Raw genomic sequence first — 21,134 nt, forward strand, 5'->3', positions numbered from 1 at the left:
TACCCGGCAAATGCGCCGCCCACCCTGAGTGCACGCAAGAGTGTGACCCCACCATGACTCACCTCAAGCCGATCCTGCGCCGCTTTCCGCCCTACCTGTGGCTGGCCAACCGCTACCGGGGTCTGCGCCGCCTGCTGGCCTACCCGGAAACAGCCCGCGTCGGCGTGACCAGTTACGACGACTACTGGGACGCCAAGGCAGGGAGCGGCCTGGGCAAGCTCTCGCCCTTTCGCCGGGCGCGGGCGGAGGCGCTGGCCCGTGTCATCCCGCCCGGCAGCAAGGTGCTCGACCTGGGCGTGGGCGACGGCGCGATCCTTAAGTATCTGGTCGAGCAACTTGGCATTGACGCGCACGGCGTAGATATCTCCCCGAAAGCGGTCGAGTATTGCCGATCGATCGGGCTGGATGTGACGCTGGCAGATATCAAACAGCCGGTCAGCACTTTTATCGACACCGACTACGACTGCATCCTCATGAGCGAAATTCTGGAGCACATCCCCGACCCGGAGGCGCTGTTGAACGATCTGCGCCACCGTGCCCGGATGTTGATCGTTAGCGTGCCGAACACCGGTTACCACCAGCACCGGCTGCGTCTGCTGCTGGGCCGCTTTCCACTGCAATGGGTAGTGACACCCGGTGAGCACCTGCGGTTCTGGACGGTGGCGGACTTCCGCTGGTGGGCGGCGCAACTCGGCTTCCGCATCACGCAGCAGATCGCCTACCAGGGCACGCCCATTCTGCGCGATGTGTGGCCCAACCTGTTCGGGGAAGCGATGATCTATGTGCTGGAAGATGCCCGCCAGGAGCCGCCCGCACCATGACCGCCGTGCCGAAGTATCACCGGGATGCCCTTTACGACCCGGCAACCGCCCACCCTGATGAAGCGCACAGCATCCTGATGCGCCTGATCCCGCGTGGGAGCTGCGTGCTGGAGCTGGGCTGTTCCTCCGGCTACCTGTCTGGATACATGGAAGCGGCGCTGGGCTGCCGTGTGACCGGCCTGGAGATCGATCCGGCAGCGGTGGCCATCGCTGCCGGGCGGTGCAGTGAGGTGTATACAGTCGATCTGGATGTGCCGGGGGCGCTGGCGGTGGCCGGGGCCAGTGGGCCGTATGACGTGCTGCTGGCGGCGGCGGTGCTGGAGCACCTCAGGCAACCGGAGCGGGTGCTGGCGGAGGCGCGGACGCTGCTGAAGCCAGGCGCGCGCGTGATCGTCTCGCTTCCCAACATTGCCCACTGGCGCTACCGGCTGTTGTTGCTGCTGGGCCGCTTCGATTACACTGACTACGGGGTGCTGGATCGCACCCACTGCCACCTGTACACGGTCCGCACCGGGCGGGCGCTGCTGGAACAGCAGGGCTACCCGGTGGAGGCGCTGTACATCACCGGCAGCGGTCTGCAGACTCTGCTCAATGCCCTGGCTCGGCGGCGGGGACGTCCATTAGCCGCGCCAGTGCTGCCCGGCCTGCTCGCTACCGAACTGATCTACGTCGCCCGCAACCCCGGCTGAGCCTCCCGGCGGTCAAGCAGGTGGCGGGTTAGCCCGGCAGCGGCGATCAGGGGCGCAGCGCGCAACCGGCCAAAGTGCTTGCGGGCATAGACGGCCAGGTCTGCATAATACATCTGCCGGGCACGACGGCTGATGTGGCGGGTGGTGGCCCGCTCAGCGTGGGTGATGACCGCCCCGGCCAGATACTGCACCGTATACCCCCTTGCCTTTAGCCGCCAGCACAGGTCATCGTCGCTGAAGTACATCGGCATAGCCTCATCGAAAAGGCCAACCATCTCCAGCGCGGCGCGGCGCAGCAGCATGCATGAACCGGGGGCTACGTCGACCTCCCGATCGCTCAGACGATTCCAGTCCGCGTACCACATCCGGGCACGCCGCGCTTCCCGCCAGACGGGCAGCAGCGCCCCCGCGAAGGTCGCCCCCAGCCACAGGTCAGCATAGGTGTTGAAGCGGGAGCAGATCGGCAGTGTCGTCCGTCCATCCGTCCAGACCTGACGAGCCGTCGCCAGCCCGCAGGCAGGATTAGCCTCCAGATAGGCCGCCAGCGCCTGCAACGCGCCGGGATGCAATTCGGTATCCGGGTTCAACACCAGGATCGCATCGCCCTGTGCGGCGCGGATGGCCAGGTTGTTGCCCGCGCTGTAAAAGGTATTGCGGCCTGGCAGGATCAGTCGGGCCGCCGGGTAGCGCGCCTGGACCAGAGCCACCGAGTCATCCATACTGCCGTTATCGACCACGATGATCTCAGGCTCCAGGTCGGCGGCGTAGCGGGTAATGGACTCCAGGCAGCGCACCAGCAGGGGGGCGGTGTTGTAGCTGACAATGGCGATCGAGAGTCTCACGGGCGCTCCATCCAACCAGGGCAGGTAATCGGATTGGATTATAGCTGATCCCGCGTTTATAATTCGCGTGCGTTTTGCAGCCTGGATTGCCCCCGAGCTGCGAAGGGGACGAGAAGCGGATAGAGGCTGGCAAGATGGCCCTGCTGAGGAAAAACGGATACGGTGCCAAGCTGGCCTTTGTGGTCCTGCTGCTGCTCTTTGCCGCCGGGCTACGGATTCCTGGAATCACCTACGGGCAACCGGATCCGGCGTACTTCCCGTCCTATGCCAGGAACCAGACGCTTAGCCCCAACAGTGCTTTCCATCCAGATGAATTTCATCAGGTGAGTAAGCCGCTTCAAATGTTGCTGCGGCGACAACTACACCCGCAGTTTTTCGAGAATCCCAATTTTCTGATCAATCTCAACTTCGTAACGTACTGGCTGACCAACGCGGAAGATGGGCTTACGCTTGCCGATCGGGAGAACATTGACGGCACAGATCAGGACATTGGCGCGCGGGAATACGCCCCCTTCCGGCTGTATGTTCAAACACGCTATTTCTCAGCGCTGGGCGGGTTACTGGCGGTGGCGGGTGCATTCGCGCTGGGGAAGCAACTGAGCGGCCATCCCTTCGGGGGAGCAATAGCCGGGCTATTGACAGCGGTCTCATTGCCGATGGTGCAGCATGCGCATTATGCCACGACCAGCAGTCTGGCCGCAGGATTTGCGGCAGTAAGTGCATGGGCGGCCCTTGCAACGCTACGGGAGAATCAAGGGCAGCGCGGCCTGCTGGTACTCAGTGGGATTATGGCCGGGCTGGCAGCAGGCTGTCGGTACAATGCGGCGGCGGTGTCACTTGTGTTGTTCTTTGTGGGGTGTGTGTTGCTATACCGTAACCCATCAAGAGCCATGCTCCGTCAAGTGTTACTGGGATGGTTGTTGTTCCCGGTGAGTTTCGTGCTGACCACCCCTTACCTGCTGCGTGATCCAGCAATGTTCTTGCACGATTTTCAATATATCAGCAATCAGTACGTGGCCGATGGCGCTACGGGAGTATCGAAATGGGTGGGACTGTTTTATGAATACCGGTATCTGGTCGTATTTGGCGTAGGTATTCCGGCGACCGTATTGGGTGTACTCGGCGTCGCTATAGCATTCTTTCGCCCGCGCGTATCCCGGCAGGGAAACTCCACGGCTTTACCCATGTTGTTGTTGCTGGGGTTCATTGTGCCTTACAGTTATGTGGTCCTGCGGACGGTTCGCCCCAATATGGCGGAACAAATGCTGGTACCGATAATCCCGGTGTTTGCTGCCCTGAGTGGGTTGGGGGCAGTGCAGCTACGCACATGGTTACCCGGCCCCGCCCAGGTGCGGGGCGGGCTGATCGCAGCAGCTATCGTGGCCATGCCGCTGGTCTATACATTGCCTGCTCTTCAGTTGTTCCACACAGATACCCGCGATCTCATGACCGCCTGGATCACAGAACATGTCCCCCCTGGAACAACTATTCATCTGAATGGGTCATACAATGTTGCGCTGGACCCGGCCTACTTCCCGCAAACGCAGAACTATTACGGGTCATACCCTACGCCGGAGGAACTCCGTGCTTCCGGCGTAGACCTGGTGCTATTGTCGGATGCGCTGCTTTACGATGATCTTCTGAATCCGCTGATCACACCCAGTCAGAAAGAGTTCATACGTGACTATCTGGCACTCTGGGATAATCTGCCAGTGTTGGCACGGGTAGAGCGGCCCGTCTGGCCGGGTTCCGACCAGTTCATGAATAGCATGCGCATCTGGCACAGTCCAACGCTGACCCTGTACTGTTTGGATGAAGCGGCCTGTGCCGCCATGCGCTGAAACACAAGGCTGAAGCATGGCAGCCTCATGCAAGCCAGGCTGCGCATCGGGCCTCCCCCCTCTTCGCCTCCCCTGCAGCCCGCGCTTATCAGCGCCTGATGGATGCGGTACAATACCGGCAGACAAAATTGTTGTAGCACAGGGATTGCCCACGCAGGACGGAAGGGACTTATGACACTGCGAATCTTCAACGTGCTTGGCCGGGAAAAACAGGAATTTGTGCCCGTGGAGCCGGGCAAAGTCAACATGTACGTGTGCGGTCCAACCGTCCAGGACTACGCGCATGTGGGCCACGCCAAGACTTACATCAACTTCGACATGGTGGTACGCTGGCTGCGCTACAGCGGCTGGGACGTGCTCTACGTGCAGAATATCACCGATGTCGGCCATCTGCTGGATAGCGGCGAGGACCGCATCCTCAAGAAAGCCCGCCAGCTGGCCGCCCGGCCCATGCAGATCGTGGAGTACTACACCCGCGAATACTTCGCCGATATGGACGCCCTGGGCGTCACGCGCCCGGACATCAGCCCGCGGGCCAGCGGGCACATTCCGGAGCAGATCGCCATGATCCAGCGCCTGATCGACAAAGGCCATGCCTATGTCGTGGATGGCAATGTCTACTTTGATGTGCGTTCGTACCCGGAATACGGCAAGCTCTCCAACCGCCGCCTGGAAGATCAGGAGGCGGGCGCCCGCGAGGATGTGCGCGATGAAAAGCGCCATCCGGAAGACTTTGCCCTGTGGAAGCGGGCTGAACCAGAGCATATCCTGCGCTGGGATAGCCCGTGGGGAGTGGGCTTCCCCGGCTGGCATATCGAGTGCTCGGCCATGGCAGGCAAGTACCTGGGCACCACCTTTGATATTCACGGTGGCGGCGTCGATAACATCTTCCCGCACAACGAGTGCGAGATCGCCCAGAGCGAATGCGCCCATGACGCGCCCTTCGCCCGCTACTGGATGCTGACCGGCAGCCTGCAGGTGCCGGATGAGGACGGCGTCCCGGTTAAGATGTCCAAGAGCCTGGGCAACTTCTACACGATCAAAGATGCGCTGAAAAAGTGGCGGCCCGAAGCGATCCGCCTGTTCATGTTTACCTCGCATTACTCCAACCCGATCGTTTTCAGCGAGGAAGCGCTGGATAGCGCGGTCAGGGGCTGGGAACGGCTCTATGGCGCGGCCCGGCTAACCCGCGCCATGATGGCCGCCGCGCCGGAAGGCGATGCCGGAAACGCAATTCTGGCCGAGGTAGCGCGGGCGCGGGCCGATTTTGCCGCCGCCCTGGATGACGACTTCAACGCCCCGCTGGCCCTCAGTGTCCTGCAGACTTTCACCCGCGAGGTCTACACCCTGCTGAACAGCGGGACGGCGATCGGGCGGGGTGTGCTGGAGCAGATCGACGCGGTGTACCGCGACCTGGGCGGCAAGGTCCTGGGCATCATTCCTGAACGCGATGCGGCCAGCGCCAACGCTGAGCGCGAAGCCGGGCTGATTAACCTGCTGGTGGCCCTGCGTACAGAGGCCCGTGCCCGCAAGGACTGGGCGACTTCCGACCGCATTCGTAACGAGCTGGCCGCGCTGGGAATCACCCTGGAGGATCGGCCAGAAGGTACACTGTGGAAGGTGAGCTAGCGGGGGTGGTATTCTGAAAGGCGAGCGGACACAGGAGCAGGGGACAGCGGCGGACGGGTTCCGCCGCTTGTTCTGTTAGCTGCGCTGGCGCGGTCGTGACCTCGCCCCCTGGCCGGGGTTATTGCTGAGGGATGGCAGTTGCAGGGCAGGAGGTGAAACGGGTATGTCGGAATTTCTGTACGGTCGCTGGCCGGTGCTGGAATCGTTGCGGGCCAACCGCCGCCACTTTGAGCAGCTCCTGCTGCTGGAGACAGTGGAGGAAAAGGGGCCGATCCTGGAGATCATCAGCACGGCGGAGGCGCGTGGGGTAGGCATCCGCCGTGTGCCGCGCCGTGTCATTGACGACCTGGCCAAAGGGGCCAACCATCAGGGTGTGGTGCTGCGCTGCGGCCCGTATCCCTATGCCACGCTGCGCGACCTGCTGGATACCTCGGTGCTGCGCCACGAGCGCAACTTTTTCCTGGCGCTGGACCTGCTACAGGACCCGCAGAATGTGGGCAGTCTGCTGCGTATCGCTGACGCGGTCGGTTTGCACGGCGTCATCCTGCAGGAACGGCGCGGCGTCGGTGTCACCGAGGCGGTGGTCTCGGCTTCTTCCGGCGCGGTGGAGCATCTGCTGGTCGCCCAGGTGGGCAATCTGGTTTCTGCCCTCAAGGAACTCAAAGATAATGATGTATGGATTGTCGGCCTGGATATCGGGCCGAATATCCAGCCCCTGGATCGGGTTGACCTGAACATCAACCTGTGCTTCGTGCTGGGCGGGGAAGGCGACGGCATGCGCCGGCTTGTGCGCGACACCTGCGATCTGCTGGTCACGCTGCCCATGCGCGGCCATGTGGAAAGCCTGAACGTGGCGACGGCGGGATCGATCGCGTTATACGCTGCCTGGCAGGCACGTGGCTGGCAGGGCTGGGCGCTGGCGGAGCAGAAGTAGGCAGCGGAAGGATGCCGGGAGCTGGGATGCCAACCATCAGTGTGATCGGCGCCTTTAAGGCGCATTACCCGCGCAACCAGATCCTCCGTGCCGGGCTGGAAGCCTGTGGCTGGGAGGTACGGGCTGCGCCGATTCCCAGCGATCGGCGCACCTTTGGTCGCCTGGGGTTGTTATGGCGGACGATGCACCAGGAAGCGCCCACGACGGACGTGTTCCTGTTGGCGGCGTTTAACCAGCTTATTGCCCCGTTTGCCCTGTTGTTCGGGCGCTGGTTAGGGCGACCGGTGGCGGTCGATTACCTGGTCGGCCTGTACGACAGCGCTGTGCAGGATCGCGAAACCCTCTCCCCGCGCTCGCTCAAGGCAGCGATCTGGCGCACGGTGGATCGCATCAATTGCGCCCTGGCTCCGCTGATCTTCACAGACACAGCCGCTCACCGAACGGCATTCAGGACGATCGTCGGGGCGGCAGCCGATCGGCTGGGCGTAGTCCCGGTTGGCGTCTATCCCGAATGGTGGCATCCCGGTCTAGTCCCCGATACTGATCCAGCTCGCCGCGACCTGCTGATCCAGTTCTTCGGTACGTATATCCCCTTCCACGGGGTGGAGGTAATCCTGGAGGCAGCGCATTTGCTGCGCCATGATCCCCGCCTGCGCTTTGAATTGATTGGACGTGGGCAAACCTATGCAGCTATGCGCCGCCGGGCGGAAGCGCTGGGGGTGGCCAACGTGACCTTCGTCGATCCGGTGCCACCGCCGGAGTTGCCGGCCCGTGTCGCGGCAGCAGATATCTGCCTGGGGGTGTTCGGCGCGCGCGCCAAAACTGATTACGTGGTGCCCAACAAGCTTTTCCAGTGCCTGGCGCTGGGCAAACCAGTCATCACGGCGGAGTCGGCGGCGGTCCGGGAATTCTTCACGCCGGGCGAGCACCTGCTGACGGTGCCGCCGGGGGACGCCAGGGCGCTGGCGGCAGCGATCCGCGCCTTGGTAGAAGCACCGGACGAGCGCGCGCGGCTGGGCGCGGGGGCCGCAACGGCCATCGGGGATGCCTTCACTCCGGCGAGTATCGTCCGATCGCTGTTGCCAGAGCTGGGCGCACTCGTAGATCGGCCTCAGGAGCGGCGGCGATAGAGGGTGACGGACTCCAGATCGTTCGGCATTTCTGCTGTGTCCAGCACCACATATCGTTCGTTGAGATAGGCGAGTTGCATACCCGGAATCTGATTCCGCCAGCGCTCAATGACCAGCACATAGGGCGGTGGATCGGCTTCTAGCGCTGCCCGGAGCGCGTCTGCGACGCCGGGAGTGCTTTCAAAAAAGTAAGCCTGCATCCAGAAACGGGGGGGAAGATAACCGCTGACCGGATAGAAGTTGTCAGTAGGATCGATGTCCGGCAGGATCCAGACCTGTGTGCCGGGCGGGGCGCCGGTTTCCTGCCTGACCCAGGCGGCAAGCGGGTAATGTGTGTCCAGCTCGGCATTCAACGGCCCTAGCTTGATCCGGTAATACACGGGCAGAACGAAACCTGGCAGGAACACCAGCAGCAACAGAACAACAGCGGCGCCACGCGCAAACCGCTGTCGGCCCTGCCAGAGCGTGTCAAGCCCGCCCGCAGTCATGAGCGCGACAAATGGTACCGCTCCTGAAAGGTGGAAGCGCCCATAACGTGGGTAGACCGGAGTCAGCATAACAAGCAGGAGGAGCGCCAGCAGCATGGCGCGTTGCCCCCAGAAGGCTCGGCGGCGTAGCGCATCGATCAGGTAGACCGGGACAAGGGCCAGCCATACTGCCAGGAGCAGCCCGTCCGATAGAGAAGGCCAGCGGCTGTATTGCCCGATGTAGGTATCCAGCGTCGCGCCAAATTGCACCAGGGCGCGCTCCAGAAGCCCCTGTGCCAGGAGTATTGTTGCCGCCGTGGCCGGGAGGATGGTTACCCCCAGGCTGAACAGCAGGAGATCACGCCCGGTCGCACGCCAGTTGCGGGCAGGCGCGGCGGCAACGCGCCAGAGGATAAACGCTCCTGGCACCAGCACGCCCTGATTCTTGGTGATGAGGACCAGCCCGATCAACAGGCCAGCCAGGAAGATGCGCCATCTATGCGTCTCAACCTCATGCCAGCACATCAGCGCCAACAACGTGTAGAACCCCATCATGACTTCGAAGTACAGTGCGTGATCCATCAGAACGGGGCCCCAGGCCACATAGGCTGCCGCCGTGACCACAGCGATGCCCGGAGACCACCATTTGCGTGCCAGCCAGGCCAGCGCCAGCAGGGTGAGCGTAACTACAACCGCCATGCTCAATCGCAGGCGCAGGATCGGATCAGGAATCAGAGTGGTAAGCCATGCTCCAAGCCAGAGGTGCCCCGGGGTATACCCGATGCGGATATTGTCATATAGCCGGTAGGCGGGATGGTTCATCACCCAGGGGAGCGCGACAACGGACATGTGCATCTTCATGCGCAGGATAAAGCTGTACATGATCGCCTGATAGACAGATAATGCGATCAGTATTCCTGGGGCCAAAGTGCGGCTGTGCGTGATGCGCTGGAAATACGTCAGGGGATCTGCCTTATTCCAGTTCGCGGTGTATTTCATCGGAGAAGACCCTGCCGTTGCCTGTTTGAGACGCATTGGTATATACGCTGCTCTTCGCCGCTCAAAAGCATATCTTAAAGGGGCACTCCCATGCAATTCCTCTTCAAGCGACTGCTTCGCTTTCTGTATTCGCGAGCAGGATATCGCCTTTGACCGCCGCGGTATCCCCCCGACCGCTGCACGTTCATCCACGCTGACATCTACAACCAGCACTATCACCCCTGGGGTATCCCGATGCAGGAATACCAGCTGTCACTGGAAAACGCGTCTATCGATCTGGCGCTGGTCTTCTCGCTCTTCACCCACCTCAACCAGCCCGATTCGGCCTGCTATTTCAGGGAGCTGGCACGGGCGCTCAAGCCGGATGCAGTGGCTTTGCTCATCTTCTTCCTGATAACAAAGGACCGCCGGGCGCGAGGGAACTCCCCCACGCCCGGCGAGGATCGTTTCCAGGCTTAGCGTTGCCTGCTGCGGCGGGTAGTGACCGGCGCGGGCGGCTTTTCCTCCACGCCTTCCCTCGCGCCGGCGGCCGTGGCCGTCTCCGGCTTGAAGAGATCTTCCCATGTCTCGCCGCGAGCCATCCGGCTCAGGTTGTCCTCGATCACATCCTGGGCCTGCAGCACGCCCTGGCTCCAGTTGTCGCGCTCGTCAGCCAGAACCTGCTCCACATCGTCCACAAACTTCTCGATGTCAGCGGGCATAGCGGTGTTCTCTTTGATCCGGTAGTCGGCGGCCAGTTCCTCGATCTTGGCCAGGGTGGCGGCATAAACCCGGAAGTTCTGCTCGTGGGCCATCAAGGCCAGCCAGGTGACGATGGCCGTCACCAGGGCGGCAGTGACCGCCGCAAACTCGCTCAGGTTAAAGGCAGTTAGCAGCGCGCCCAATCCGCCAAACAGCAGGATCCATATGCGATAGTAACGCGAACGTCCGTAGTCGCGCTTGATACGGTCGCGGTACCAGTTAAGTTGGGGGATCAGCCGCAGACGGAAGTACTGCTCCACATCCAGGGGGGCGTAACCATCGTCCTGGTCGGGCAGGTACACGTGGTTAGGCTTGACCGGCCCGCTCTCCGGGTTGAAGTCCTCACTGAGCATCGGGGCGGTGACCCCCACCTCGGAGAGCGTCTCGCGGGCCTTTTTGACCACCGCGTTAAGCCCTTCCAGGTCGGCGGTCGTCAGGTCTTCGTAGTAGTTGCGCACACGCAGGGTGTAGATCGCACGGCGGATTTGCTCCGCCGCCAGGCGGAAGCCGATCCAGTTGCGCCGCGATTCAAAGCGCGAGGCGAAATCCAGCAGGCCGGCGCTGACCAGCGGCAGGGCGATCAGCACCATGATCAGCAACGTGCGCATCCAGGGCAGGATTGTCCAGCCGCCCACCACAGCGGCGATCTCCGCCGATCCATTGCTGACAATCCAGAAGAACCCGCCCGCCGCAAACAGTATCAGCCCGAAGATCACCGCGATGACGCTCCTGATCCGCCGGGCGCGCTGGCCAGGAGGCGTCTGGCTCCGCGCCAGCGATGCTGCCTGCTGGCGGCCGGTCAGCAGGCGCATCATATCGTCCAAACGGCGACGGGTTCCATCGGCTACCGGCTCGATGTTGCGCGCCCCCAGGATCAGGCGCAGGCCAACGATGAACAGTGCCAGACCGGCCACCAGAAAGAGCAGCCGCCAGTAGCGCGAACTGTCTTCCACCACGCTCATCACCGACAGAATGGTGGTCAGCAAAGAGGCGACAATGATGTAGAAGCGGATGCGCTGGTAGCGCATCTTGAGCATGCTGGATTGCCGGTCGTAGCTGTTGAAGCGGTGCCAGGCATAGGCCAGGGCAGTCTCGTAGCCCTTGACGTATTCGGTCGAGGATGTCCCTGCTCCGCCCAGCGCGGTCGAATCAGACATGGTCCCCCTCTTTCTGGCCGGAGACGAGTCGCGGCCATTGCCTGATTATGGCTATTCTTCCCGGAGTACGTAGCCGACCCCGCGCACGGTGTGAATCAGACGTGGCTCACCGGGACCTTCGGTCTTCTGCCGCAGATAGCGCACGTACACCTCGATGATATTGCTCTCCCCGCCGAAGTCGTAGCGCCAGACCCGGTCGAAGATCAGATCACGGGTCAGCACCTGACGCGGGTGACGCATGAACAGTTCCAGCAACTCGTATTCCTTGGCTGTCAGGTCGATCACGCGCTCGCCACGCTGCGCCCGCCGCGTGCCAGTATCCAGTGTCAGATCGGCGAAGCGTAACACTTCCGGCGTTGAGCTGGGCTGTGAACGGCGGAAGAGCGCCCGGATGCGGGCCAGTAGCTCGTCGAAGGCAAATGGTTTGACCAGGTAATCATCCGCCCCGGCGTCCAGCCCCGCTACGCGGTCGGAGACGCCGTCGCGGGCGGTGAGCATCAGGACGGGCACATCGCTGGCGGCGCGCAGGCGACGGCAAACCTCGATGCCGTCCAGACCGGGCAGCATCAGGTCGAGGATAACCAGATCCGGCGCGACATCACGGGCTTTCTGCAGCCCACCGGGACCATCCATCGCCACGTCAACGGTATAGCCCTCGTAGATCAGGCCGCGCCGCACCGTCTGAACGATCTGCTCGTCGTCTTCCACAATCAGGATACGTTCTCCGGCCATTTAGCGGACTCCTCCCCACTGCAGGTTCCAGATGTTGCCCGGCGTGCTGATGGCGACTCGTTCACCCGTTTCCAGGTTGAGGATCACCAGCCGCCCGGACAGCCCGAATTCATCGTAGCTGGCGTTACGCAGGCCAGCGGCAAAGCTGCCTCCCGGCGCCAGGAGGGGTGCTTCGATCAGGCCACCCTGGCCCTGGGGGATAGGCAGCGCGTCAGGCAGAATCGGCACCAGGAATGGTTGGGCCACGCCCGGCCCCATGATATCCCCGCCGGGAGCACGCAGGATTACGGCTGCCGCGCTGGCCAGCGGACGGGCATCAAAGATGTGCCAGCTGTTGTCTAGAATGGTGGTATAGGCGCTCAGATCTGCCGGGTTGACCACATACAGGCCCGGCTCCGTATAGGCGTATCCGTAGTCCCAGGCCAGCACACGCCCGTCCGGCAACCAGGCCCCACGCCCGGCAGCCGTCGGCAGCGGGCGCGCCTCGCCGCCGGTGATCGGCAGCAGGGCCAGGCTGCGCCCTTCGTAGTACCCGACATCGATCAGCAGCATCGTGCCGTCTGGACTCCAGCGCGGGTTCATATAGACACGAATATCAGGAGGCGGTGTATCTTCAGAGAAGACATCGGTGATCAGTTCGGTGCGCGCGCCGCCCGTCGCTGGGATCAGCCAGATGCCATCCCGCACAAAAGCGATCAAGCGGCCATCCGGACTCCAGGCTGGCTGGCCCCCTGCCCCTACCCGCTCGCCGATCGGGGAAAGTTCGCGGGATGCAGAACCGTCAACGGCAGCGGCCAGCAGGCGTCCGCCAGAGGAGTAGGCGATCTGGCTGCCGTCTGGCGCGACGGCGAAGTCAATCACGCTGCGCGGCTCGCCGGTGATCGCCATCGCCGGGCTGCCATCCGCCGGCAGTCGCCACACCTGGGCCACCCCGGCCTCATCCCGGCTGAGGAAGTAGAGGTCAGCGGGCAGGGTCAGGCCGGCGACCTCTGCCGGAGCGGGCGGCCCCCAGGCATAGGCTTTGACGCCCTCCATGATCGGCTGGCGAGTGTTGGTGCGCGGCTCCACAATCGTCAACGCGCCGTCGACCGTCTCGATCAGGGCAGTGCCATCGGGCAGCCAGCGCATGGCCGCCGTCAGTTCGCGGCTGCTTTCCACCGGCGTAAAATCACCGCCTGTCAGGCTGACCGTCCCAAAGCGCCGGGCAGCAAAACGCTGGCCGCTGGCTTCATGCACCAGAAAGACCAGCCGCGCCCCCTCGACCACCATCGGACGACTGACAATGGTCTCTGCTCCGACCAGCGTGGTCTGTGCTCCACTGGTCACGTCCAGGGTGATCAGGCCACCGGTGGGCGGGGCCAGGGCCAGCACGCCCTCACGTACCCAGGCCAGCCCGGCTGAGGCCGGGATTTGCCCGATGTAGGCCATGCCATCTACCTGACGTCGGTATACCCACCAGGAATCGGCCTCAGCTTCCGCCGCCAGGTAACCGCCGCCCGGCGACCAGATCAGGTTCAAGAAGGGGCCACCGGAAAGATCGACAAAGGCCGGCCCGCCGTTTTCCCCCAGCCCGGCCAGATAGACGCGCAATCCGGCGGCGGTGGTGTAGGCGATAGCCGTGCCATCAGGCGACCAGGCCAAGGTCTGGCCGCGCCCAACAATTGGCGGCTGTCCGGCCTCCTCAAATTCCAGCACCTGCCCGCTCAGACCATCAATAGAGGTGATAGCCAGGAAGGGGCCTGTCCCCCCCGTGTCCGGCGCAGCAGTGCGGTAAGCCACCCACGCCCCATCCGGCGCAACGCCAAAATCGATCACCTTCTGGTCGGGCGAGGTGACGGCAGTGGCAAAGCGAGCGCCAGCTTCCAGCCGCATCACCTGCCCGCCCTCAAGCAGAACAAACAGATCGGCGCCCAGGGATGGTCCCTGAGCAGCCACCAGCTGGACCGGCATGAGCGCCAGCAGCGCCCCTACCAGCAGCACAATCCCCCGGTTCACGTGACGCAGCATCACAACTCTACTCTCTTTAGCCCTGTGACAGGATTCCGGTTTGCTTCAGTATAGCGCAGATTCAGCCCGCTGCCTGAACAGATGTCGCCAATTCATTCACGCCCATTCCCCTCCCTGGCGGGCAAAAAATAAAGGCCCTGCTCCAAGGGGAAACAGGGCCAGTGGGATGGAAAACAGCGTACAACTAGAAGAGCAAAATCAGACCACCGCCTGCACCGCCCGTTTGTGGGACATAGCCCATACCAGCGATGATGTTGCTGAAGATGTTGCCAATCGCCGGCCCAAGCAGGGCCAGAATGACGATGACAACAATAGCGACCAGGACCAGAATCAGCGCGTACTCAACAAGACCCTGGCCCTCCTCCCGAAATCTGGTGAGAAGATTGTGTAGCCATCTGGACATAGGACAAGTTCTCCTGCTGATAAAAGCGGATACTAGCAGAATAGCATGATTTTATTTTCCGTGCCAGCATCCTTGTAGTACTATGACAGGCAGCCCAATAGCCAGTGATATCGGGCTGTTGAACGGCGAGCCTGGCTGTAAGATCATCCAAACACGCAGGAAGGCGAGATCATGGCGTTCGGCAACCGTGACGGAGCCTACTATATGCCTGGCGGCGAGCCATTCTTCTTCCGGGGCGGCCGGGTTGGCTGTCTGTGCGTGCATGGCCTCAACGCCACGCCACAGGAGATGTTGTGGCTGGGCAAGTCTCTGGCGGCCAGAGGCTACACCGTCTACGGCCCACGCCTGACCGGGCATGGCACGACCATCCAGGACATGCGCCACACCACCTGGCACGACTGGTACGGGGTCGTGCTGGATGGCTACCATCTGCTGCGCCAGCAGTGCGACCGGGTCTTCGTGATCGGCCTCAGTCTGGGCGGTGTGTTGAGCCTGCACCTGGGCACGCGGGAAACGCCGGATGGCGTGGTCGACCTGGCCGGGCCGCTGGTGCTGGATAATCCACTACTGCCTTACGCCCGCTACCTCAAAATCGCTTGGCGTTATACCCGTCGCAATCTGGACGACAACCACCGGCGCATCGACCAGCGAATGCGGGAGATCCAGGCCCGCCAGGATGAGCCGGTCATTGGCCGGGCAGCCTATGGCCATTTTCCGGTGGCCAGCCTGGCCGAGCTATATGACCTGGGCCAGGTGACACTGGAGCGACTGCCGCGCCTGACCGCGCCGCTACTGTTGATCTACTCAGAGGCAGACCGCACCGTCCCGATCCGCAACCTGGAGATGGTCGCCCTGCGGGCCGGGACACCCCCTACCCACCTGCACCGCCTGCGCCTGACCCGTAGCGATCACCTGCTCACCCTGGACGAAGAGATGGAGACGGTCTTCGAGACGGTAGCCAGCTTCGTGGACAACTACGCGGGCTAGCCGCTCAGCTGAAGCGATAGGTACGGTAGTCACAGACCGGGTGATAGCCGATCTTCTGGTAGATACTGTTAGAGGTGGGATTGGCCAGGTCGGTGAACAGCGCGCAATGCTGCCAGCCCTGGTCCAGCAGCCACTGGCTGAGCGTTGCCACGCAGGCTGTGGCGTAACCCCGGCGCCGCTGCTCCGGTGGCGTGTATACCGGTCCGATGCTGATGCACGTCCGGAGTGGGCGGGTGGTCCCGGCGAACGTCACCGGTTGCCCGCCATCTTCCCACACAAACAATTCGCCGGCGGCAATCCGCACCCGGATGCGTGTGGCTGTGTCTGATGGCGGGTTATCAGGGGTGGCTTCCGCCTCGAAGGCCGCCATCCAATCGGCCAGCAGCGGCGCATCCGCCTCCACCGCCTGGCGGAAGCGTCCGGGCGGCGCTGGCGGCGGGATCACGTCCTCCAGGCAGTACAGCCGCATATCTCTGACCAGCCGGGCGGTCTGGCCGGTGGCCTTCGCCCAGGCAGCACCGAACGCTTCGGCGGCCGCTTCCGGCCCGGTCACACCCGGTATGGACCAGCCGGCGGCCAGTAAGCCATCCACCAGGGGCGGCAGCGCAGCGTGATCAGTGGCCACCAGCAGTAGCGGGTATGGTGGCGTCATCACCGCAGCGACAGCCAGCCGCCCGGCATCCGTTACCGTGGCGAAGAGGAGATCGCTCTCCGGCGGCGCACCGCGCATCCGCCGGGCGACCCCCAGCAACAGACAGTGTTCGACCTCGTGTGCTTCCAGCCAGTCCTGGGCCACCGCCAGGAATGACTCTGCGTCAGGATAGACGACCACTTCCATACGCCCCATCTTCATATTTCCTGTCCCAGGACCAGTACCGCTTCCGCAGGCAGATTGTGCACCAGGATGGCGCGCAGGGCCAGCCGTCGCCGCCGCAGCGGATCGCCAACCTCCGCCGGGATGGCTGCCGCAATCAGGCTTGGCCAGCGGGCAGCGGGCACGACCGGCAGCGGCCCGCGCCGGAAGATACACCAGAAGTCGCCGTGGTAACTGCCATCCGGGGCAAATTGCGCTTTGGCGCTGATCACCGCCGGAGCGACGTAATGAGCTGCTTCACAGCGCAGCCCGGCCCCATGCAGCGCCGCCAGCAACGCCGCCCAGGCCCGCCCATCCAGATTGTTGAACGTGACCAGAATCGCGCCATCCGGCTGTAGCAGGTCAACGCTCCGGGCCGCCACTTCGCGCAGCCCGGCAGCGTAGGCGTCCCAGCCAGCTGGCGGCGTCGCCCGGTTGGAGACGGCGATCTCGCGGTCGTAGTCCACCGCTTCCCCCAGGAAAGCGTTCCATAACGCGGAGAATTCCAGGTACGGCACAGAGTCGCCGTAAGGCGGATCAAAGAAGATCAGGTCAAAGCAGCGATCCCGTGCAGCCAGCGCAGGCAGCAAATCCTGTGCCGCGCCGCGCAACACGACGGCGGGCGGGCCGGCGCGGGTGCGTTCCCATAGCCGGGCGATGCCGCGCCGGTAACGCCACACCCACGATTCCAGCAGTGGCAGCGGATTATGCTCCACGTGCAGCGGCGCCACCCAGAAGCCGGGTACGCTCCAGGCCGGGCCGCCGCCGCGCAAGCCATCCCGCCAGGCGATCAGGCGGCTACACCCGGCCAGCGCCGCTGTCAACAGGGCCAGCAGCGCCCGCCCCTCCGGCGAACCTGGCGCGGCGCAGGCCGCGATCAACGCGCGCAGCGCGGCGACAGCTCCGGCATTGCGCGGCGTGAATAGATCGGCGGTGGACATGCTCTCCCAGGCCAGGATGCGCGGGTTGGCCGGGAAGCCGCCCGTCAAGTGCAGCGTACCTTCGCGATCGGCGGCGGCCTGCTGGTGGGCCAGGATCGCCGGGTCGGAGCGCCGCGTGCCATCCATCAGCGTGACAGCCACGATCTTTGTCCCGCTTAGCGTATGTAGGTTAAAACGCAGCCGCGCACCACAGGCCGGGCAGCGCCGTCCCCGACCGGCCCGCTGCGCTTCCCCGGCGCGGACGTACGCCGCGCAGCCGGGGCAGATCGTGACGCTGCTGTGCACGGTGTAGCGAACTTCCGCGCCATCCGGCAGGCGATACAGCGGGGCCAGCGCCGCCCGCGCCCCGGCCATAAAGGCTTCCAGAGCCACCCCGAACGCGGTTGGATCAGGCGGATTGGCGGTAACATCAGCGATTAGCGCGGCAACAGGATTAAGGTCAATCCCGGTGGCCTCTAGGCCCAGCGCCCGCGCCTCCGCCAGGATCACCCCGCTGCCGCAAAACGGATCGAGCACGCTGCCGCCAGGGGGCACCAGCGCACGCAAAAAGGCAGCGGCGACGTTGTGCGGCTTGCGTGCCCAGTACTTGTGCAGGCGATATTCAGGGGGATGCCGGGCAGCGATAAGGGAAGCGGGCAGGGCGTCGATCATACGCCCGTTATAGGCGTCTTCGGGGACGGACGCAACACAGTCGGCGTATCCGTCACCATCCCGGTCAACCGCTCCAGCGCAGCGCTCAGTTGATTCGGCTGCGGCATGCTGGTGTCATTACTATCCTGCCGGACAGTCAACGAGACTCACTTTTGCCGGCTCCCAAAACTCACTGACAACTTGTTCGCAGACCTTCTGAGCGGATCACTTGCTGGATCGCCCGATGTCAACTATAGTCATACGCAACGTTAACCAAAGCCGGACTGATGAGCGGGATGCTATGATGTCCACCCAACGCGCCGAAGAACCCCAACCTGGCGCGGTCCCCTCGCCCGAATCGCCTCCTCCCGCCGCCAATGCCGATCTGTACCGGGCCATCTTCGAGCGGGCCGCCGACGCCATCCTGGTCGTAGATTCCGAAGGGCACATTCTGCTGGCCAATGCTCCTGCCGCTACCCTGAGCGGCTATGTGCCTGAGGTGCTGGCGGGGCTGCCGCTGGCGGGGCTGGGCGTGACTCTCTCGCCCGGCGTAACCCGCTGGCAGGCTCTGCTCAATCCTGCGGCGGGCGATCCCCGCCCGGTCGAGATCACCTGCGCGCCGCTCGGCGCGCCGCTGGACGGTCAGACGGTGCTCATCCTGCGCGATTTCAGCGACCATATTGAGGCGCTGCAGTCCTATGAGCAACTGACCGCTGAACTGGATGACTTCGCCCACACGGTCGCCCATGACCTGCAGAACCCCCTCAACAACATTCTGCACTCGATGTCGATGTTGCAGGGCGATCTGTTACGTTACCCACGCGGCACGGTCACCCAGATCACCAGCGTAGCCATCCGCAGCACGCACAAGGCCCTGAATATCATCGACGAATTGCTGTTGCTGGCCGGGGTACGCCAGGATCAACAGGTGCCCATCCTGCCGCTGCAAATGGCAGCTATTATTGCCGAAGTGCAGGATCGGTTGCAGTACCTGATCGGCGATACCGATGCCAGGCTGATTGTGCCGGAAAGCTGGCCCGTCGCGCTGGGGTATGCGCCCTGGGTGGAGGAGGTATGGGCCAACTACATCACGAATGCCATCAAGTATGGTGGGGAGCCGCCGGTGGTGACGCTTGGCGGCGATGAGCCACACGATGGTTATATCCGCTTCTGGGTGGAAGACAACGGCAAGGGCATCCCCGCAGAACAGGCGGAGGCGCTATTCAAGCCGTTTACGCGGGTACAGGGCGTGCGGGCGCAGGGCTACGGATTGGGGCTGTCCATCGTGCGGCGGATCGTAACCCGTCTGGGCGGGGATGTCGGCGTGGAACCAGCGCCGGGCGGTGGGGCACGCTTCAGCTTCACCCTGCCAGCTGCGCCAGTAGACCCGGCATAAGACCGCAGTGGCGCGCCCATTGCAGGGCGATTGACAATCGCACCGGCGGCGGGTAAACTCTTGCCTTGCCACACCCGCGCCACTGGTTGTGTGCAACAGGCTCGGGCTGGGTCCTGCGCGGCAGGACCTCCGAACCGTGTCAGGACCGGAAGGTAGCAGCACTAAGGAGTCCCTCCTGGGTGCCGCAGGGTTGCCTGGCCTGAGCCTATTGCACACAACACCTCCATCCGAACGACCGCGGCGACCGGACGCCCGCCAGTAACAGGGCAGGCGCGAAAGGCAGCTTTGTGGCATCGGAGTCACCTCCCAAGCACTCTGATCATCCTTTTTCCAGACGTGCAGTATCCCCGACATTGGCAGGCCTTGCGCTCCTGGCGGCGGTACTGGGCATGTTGCTGATCGCCCTCAGTGTCTTCCTGCTGACGCAAAAGACGGTCACACTGGAGATCGACGGCAGCCAGGTCGTCATCTATACCCACCGCCGGACGGTTGGCGAACTGCTTCAGGAGTTGCGGCTGTCCCTGACCGCCCAGGATGGTCTCAGCCCTCCCTCTGCCGCGACTCTGCAGGATGGTTCGGTTATCCGGGTGCGGCGCGCCCGACCCGCCCTGATCCTGGCTGATGGACAGGAGATCGAAATTCTGACCGCCAGCCGCACACCGCTGGACATCCTGGCCGAGGCCGGGGTGGCGCTGGGACGCTATGATCGCATCCTGATCAACGGCGAGCCTGTTGACCCGGCGGCCAGCCTGCCCGCCCCGCCGGCGATGGTGGAGGTCGTCAGGGCTGTTGCGCTGACAGTCAGCGCCGATGGCCAGACCTATAGCGTCTATACCACCGCCCCGACCATCGGCCAGACATTGCACGAGATGGGCATCAGCCTGTATGCAGCCGATACTGTCACGCCGGCCATTGACCAGCCGCCTGCCGAGGGGATGCACATCACCGTGGAACGCGCCACGCCGGTGACCATCACTGTCGATGGAGTGACCGTAGCCGCCCGCACCAGGGCGACTACGGTTGCCGGGGCGCTGGTAGAAGCCGGCTTCGCCCTGATCGGTGAGGATTACAGCATCCCGTCAGCGGAAGCGCCGCTGCCCCCTGATGGTCACATCCGCCTCGTGCGCGTCAGCGAAGACATCCTCACGGAGCGCACAGCCATCCCTTACCGGACGATCTACCAGCCTGATCCCAACCTGGAACTGGACACCCGCCGCCCGATCCGGGCAGGCGTGCCCGGCATCGCTGAACGCCGCACACGCATCCGTTACGAAGACGGGGTGGAAGTCAGCCGGATCACGGAGCCGTCGCGCGTGGTCCTGCCGCCGACCGACGCGATCATCGCCTACGGCACGCGGATCGTCGTCCGCACGCTGGACACGCCGGATGGTCCCCTGGCCTACTGGCGGGTGATCCGGATGCTGGCTACCAGTTACGCCCCATCGACTTCCAGCAAGCCGCCTGATGCACCCAGTTACGGCCTGGCCGGGACCGGCCTCCCGGTGCAGAAAGGCATCGTGGCCGTCGACCCGGCCGTTATCCCCTATTTCACCCGCGTCTACGTCCCCGGCTATGGCATCGGGCTGGCAGCGGATAGCGGCGGCGCGGTCAACGGGCGGCGTATCGACCTGGGATACAGTGATAACGACCTGGAACTGTGGTATAGCTGGGTCGATGTCTACCTGCTCACCCCCATCCCGCCAGAAGACGAGATCCTCTATTTACTGCCCTGACCACACCGGCGCCGCAGATAGGACAAAAATCCCCATCCGCCCAGTGACAGAGGGCACTGATCATCCCACACAACAGGTGCATAATCATCAAGGTCGTCCCCGGCAGGGGACTCCCGCTTGAACCTGGGCACAGACCCGCGGGAATCCAGGGGGGCCGGTCGGTGGCAACTTTGTCCCGTCCGGCCTCGTACTGTGTCCGGGG

General features: G+C 63.6%; 18 protein-coding genes and 1 other RNA gene. 11 read left to right on the forward strand and 8 right to left on the reverse strand.

What is annotated here, in order from left to right:
• The first annotated feature begins 53 nt into the window (after positions 1 to 53).
• Together HPY64_08990 and HPY64_08995 are read left to right on the forward strand one after the other, a co-directional pair.
• Positions 54 to 821, forward strand: coding sequence for a methyltransferase domain-containing protein (locus HPY64_08990; GenBank protein ID NPV67264.1), 768 nt, complete (start codon positions 54 to 56; stop codon positions 819 to 821).
• The gene (locus tag HPY64_08995; GenBank protein NPV67265.1) at positions 818 to 1,510 is read left to right on the forward strand and encodes a methyltransferase domain-containing protein; all 693 of its coding nucleotides are present in this window, start codon (positions 818 to 820) and stop codon (positions 1,508 to 1,510) included. Before HPY64_08990 ends, HPY64_08995 begins: the two co-directional genes overlap by 4 nt.
• On the opposite strand, the gene HPY64_09000 is transcribed toward HPY64_08995, so the two are convergent.
• Positions 1,486 to 2,352, reverse strand: coding sequence for a glycosyltransferase family 2 protein (locus HPY64_09000; protein NPV67266.1), 867 nt, complete (start codon positions 2,350 to 2,352; stop codon positions 1,486 to 1,488). The genes HPY64_08995 and HPY64_09000 overlap by 25 nt on opposite strands.
• Before the next feature lie 134 nt (positions 2,353 to 2,486).
• Between HPY64_09000 and HPY64_09005 the strand changes: the two genes are divergently transcribed.
• The 4 genes from HPY64_09005 (at position 2,487) to HPY64_09020 (ending at position 7,886) form a co-directional block, all read left to right on the forward strand.
• A complete protein-coding gene (locus tag HPY64_09005) occupies positions 2,487 to 4,193 on the forward strand; it encodes a phospholipid carrier-dependent glycosyltransferase (GenBank protein ID NPV67267.1) in 1,707 nt (568 codons plus the stop codon).
• A gap of 171 nt (positions 4,194 to 4,364) precedes the next feature.
• A complete protein-coding gene (locus tag HPY64_09010; protein ID NPV67268.1) occupies positions 4,365 to 5,822 on the forward strand; it encodes a cysteine--tRNA ligase in 1,458 nt (485 codons plus the stop codon).
• A gap of 163 nt (positions 5,823 to 5,985) precedes the next feature.
• Positions 5,986 to 6,756, forward strand: coding sequence for a 23S rRNA (guanosine(2251)-2'-O)-methyltransferase RlmB (rlmB, locus tag HPY64_09015; GenBank protein ID NPV67269.1), 771 nt, complete (start codon positions 5,986 to 5,988; stop codon positions 6,754 to 6,756).
• A 26-nt stretch (positions 6,757 to 6,782) separates the two neighbouring features.
• Positions 6,783 to 7,886, forward strand: a complete 1,104-nt coding sequence (locus HPY64_09020) for a glycosyltransferase (GenBank protein NPV67270.1) — start codon at positions 6,783 to 6,785, stop codon at positions 7,884 to 7,886.
• Here HPY64_09020 and HPY64_09025 read toward each other — a convergent pair.
• Positions 7,868 to 9,202 (reverse strand): hypothetical protein, encoded by a 1,335-nt coding sequence (locus HPY64_09025; protein ID NPV67271.1) that lies wholly within the window; start codon positions 9,200 to 9,202, stop codon positions 7,868 to 7,870. The genes HPY64_09020 and HPY64_09025 overlap by 19 nt on opposite strands.
• A gap of 384 nt (positions 9,203 to 9,586) precedes the next feature.
• Between HPY64_09025 and HPY64_09030 the strand changes: the two genes are divergently transcribed.
• Positions 9,587 to 9,811: a class I SAM-dependent methyltransferase gene (locus HPY64_09030; GenBank protein ID NPV67272.1), complete on the forward strand. Its 225-nt coding sequence runs from the start codon at positions 9,587 to 9,589 to the stop codon at positions 9,809 to 9,811.
• Here HPY64_09030 and HPY64_09035 read toward each other — a convergent pair.
• From HPY64_09035 to HPY64_09050, 4 genes are all read right to left on the reverse strand, one after another.
• Positions 9,808 to 11,250: an SLATT domain-containing protein gene (locus HPY64_09035; GenBank protein ID NPV67273.1), complete on the reverse strand. Its 1,443-nt coding sequence runs from the start codon at positions 11,248 to 11,250 to the stop codon at positions 9,808 to 9,810. The two genes, HPY64_09030 and HPY64_09035, sit on opposite strands and share 4 nt — an antisense overlap.
• Positions 11,251 to 11,301: 51 nt before the next feature.
• The gene (locus tag HPY64_09040; protein NPV67274.1) at positions 11,302 to 11,982 is read right to left on the reverse strand and encodes a response regulator transcription factor; all 681 of its coding nucleotides are present in this window, start codon (positions 11,980 to 11,982) and stop codon (positions 11,302 to 11,304) included.
• Positions 11,983 to 13,989, reverse strand: a complete 2,007-nt coding sequence (locus HPY64_09045) for a hypothetical protein (protein NPV67275.1) — start codon at positions 13,987 to 13,989, stop codon at positions 11,983 to 11,985. It abuts the gene before it with no gap.
• 184 nt (positions 13,990 to 14,173) lie between these two features.
• The gene (locus tag HPY64_09050; protein NPV67276.1) at positions 14,174 to 14,392 is read right to left on the reverse strand and encodes a hypothetical protein; all 219 of its coding nucleotides are present in this window, start codon (positions 14,390 to 14,392) and stop codon (positions 14,174 to 14,176) included.
• A gap of 171 nt (positions 14,393 to 14,563) precedes the next feature.
• Here HPY64_09050 and HPY64_09055 point away from each other — a divergent pair, with 171 nt between their 5' ends.
• On the forward strand, positions 14,564 to 15,379 hold the full coding sequence (locus HPY64_09055; protein ID NPV67277.1) for an alpha/beta fold hydrolase: 816 nt from the start codon (positions 14,564 to 14,566) through the stop codon (positions 15,377 to 15,379).
• Between the two features lie 4 nt (positions 15,380 to 15,383).
• Here HPY64_09055 and HPY64_09060 read toward each other — a convergent pair whose 3' ends face one another.
• Both HPY64_09060 and HPY64_09065 read right to left on the reverse strand, forming a co-directional pair.
• Positions 15,384 to 16,226 carry a GNAT family N-acetyltransferase gene (locus HPY64_09060; protein NPV67278.1) on the reverse strand — a complete coding sequence of 281 codons (843 nt, stop codon included), beginning with the start codon at positions 16,224 to 16,226 and terminating at the stop codon, positions 15,384 to 15,386.
• A 2-nt stretch (positions 16,227 to 16,228) separates the two neighbouring features.
• Positions 16,229 to 17,824, reverse strand: coding sequence for a hypothetical protein (locus HPY64_09065; protein NPV67279.1), 1,596 nt, complete (start codon positions 17,822 to 17,824; stop codon positions 16,229 to 16,231).
• A 280-nt stretch (positions 17,825 to 18,104) separates the two neighbouring features.
• Here HPY64_09065 and HPY64_09070 point away from each other — a divergent pair, with 280 nt between their 5' ends.
• From HPY64_09070 to HPY64_09080, 3 genes are all read left to right on the forward strand, one after another.
• The gene (locus tag HPY64_09070) at positions 18,105 to 19,199 is read left to right on the forward strand and encodes a PAS domain S-box protein (GenBank protein NPV67280.1); all 1,095 of its coding nucleotides are present in this window, start codon (positions 18,105 to 18,107) and stop codon (positions 19,197 to 19,199) included.
• A 104-nt stretch (positions 19,200 to 19,303) separates the two neighbouring features.
• Positions 19,304 to 19,402: signal recognition particle sRNA small type (gene ffs, locus HPY64_09075), an RNA gene on the forward strand.
• Between the two features lie 150 nt (positions 19,403 to 19,552).
• Positions 19,553 to 20,932: a DUF348 domain-containing protein gene (locus tag HPY64_09080; GenBank protein ID NPV67281.1), complete on the forward strand. Its 1,380-nt coding sequence runs from the start codon at positions 19,553 to 19,555 to the stop codon at positions 20,930 to 20,932.
• The last annotated feature ends 202 nt before the right edge of the window (positions 20,933 to 21,134 follow it).

The organism is Anaerolineae bacterium (assembly GCA_013178165.1).
GTDB lineage: Bacteria > Chloroflexota > Anaerolineae > Aggregatilineales > Ch27 > Ch27.

Excerpts from the sequence above, each read along its gene's own strand:
- HPY64_08990 (NPV67264.1), top strand. The coding sequence starts at position 54 with ATGACTCACCTCAAGCCGATCCTGCGCCGCTTTCCGCCCTACCTGTGG.
- HPY64_08995 (NPV67265.1), top strand. The coding sequence starts at position 818 with ATGACCGCCGTGCCGAAGTATCACCGGGATGCCCTTTACGACCCGGCA.
- HPY64_09005 (NPV67267.1), top strand. The coding sequence starts at position 2,487 with ATGGCCCTGCTGAGGAAAAACGGATACGGTGCCAAGCTGGCCTTTGTG.
- HPY64_09010 (NPV67268.1), top strand. The coding sequence starts at position 4,365 with ATGACACTGCGAATCTTCAACGTGCTTGGCCGGGAAAAACAGGAATTT.
- rlmB (NPV67269.1), top strand. The coding sequence starts at position 5,986 with ATGTCGGAATTTCTGTACGGTCGCTGGCCGGTGCTGGAATCGTTGCGG.
- HPY64_09020 (NPV67270.1), top strand. The coding sequence starts at position 6,783 with ATGCCAACCATCAGTGTGATCGGCGCCTTTAAGGCGCATTACCCGCGC.
- HPY64_09025 (NPV67271.1), bottom strand. The coding sequence starts at position 9,202 with ATGTCCGTTGTCGCGCTCCCCTGGGTGATGAACCATCCCGCCTACCGG.
- HPY64_09030 (NPV67272.1), top strand. The coding sequence starts at position 9,587 with ATGCAGGAATACCAGCTGTCACTGGAAAACGCGTCTATCGATCTGGCG.
- HPY64_09035 (NPV67273.1), bottom strand. The coding sequence starts at position 11,250 with ATGTCTGATTCGACCGCGCTGGGCGGAGCAGGGACATCCTCGACCGAA.
- HPY64_09040 (NPV67274.1), bottom strand. The coding sequence starts at position 11,982 with ATGGCCGGAGAACGTATCCTGATTGTGGAAGACGACGAGCAGATCGTT.
- HPY64_09045 (NPV67275.1), bottom strand. The coding sequence starts at position 13,989 with ATGCTGCGTCACGTGAACCGGGGGATTGTGCTGCTGGTAGGGGCGCTG.
- HPY64_09050 (NPV67276.1), bottom strand. The coding sequence starts at position 14,392 with ATGTCCAGATGGCTACACAATCTTCTCACCAGATTTCGGGAGGAGGGC.
- HPY64_09055 (NPV67277.1), top strand. The coding sequence starts at position 14,564 with ATGGCGTTCGGCAACCGTGACGGAGCCTACTATATGCCTGGCGGCGAG.
- HPY64_09060 (NPV67278.1), bottom strand. The coding sequence starts at position 16,226 with ATGGGGCGTATGGAAGTGGTCGTCTATCCTGACGCAGAGTCATTCCTG.
- HPY64_09065 (NPV67279.1), bottom strand. The coding sequence starts at position 17,824 with ATGATCGACGCCCTGCCCGCTTCCCTTATCGCTGCCCGGCATCCCCCT.
- HPY64_09070 (NPV67280.1), top strand. The coding sequence starts at position 18,105 with ATGATGTCCACCCAACGCGCCGAAGAACCCCAACCTGGCGCGGTCCCC.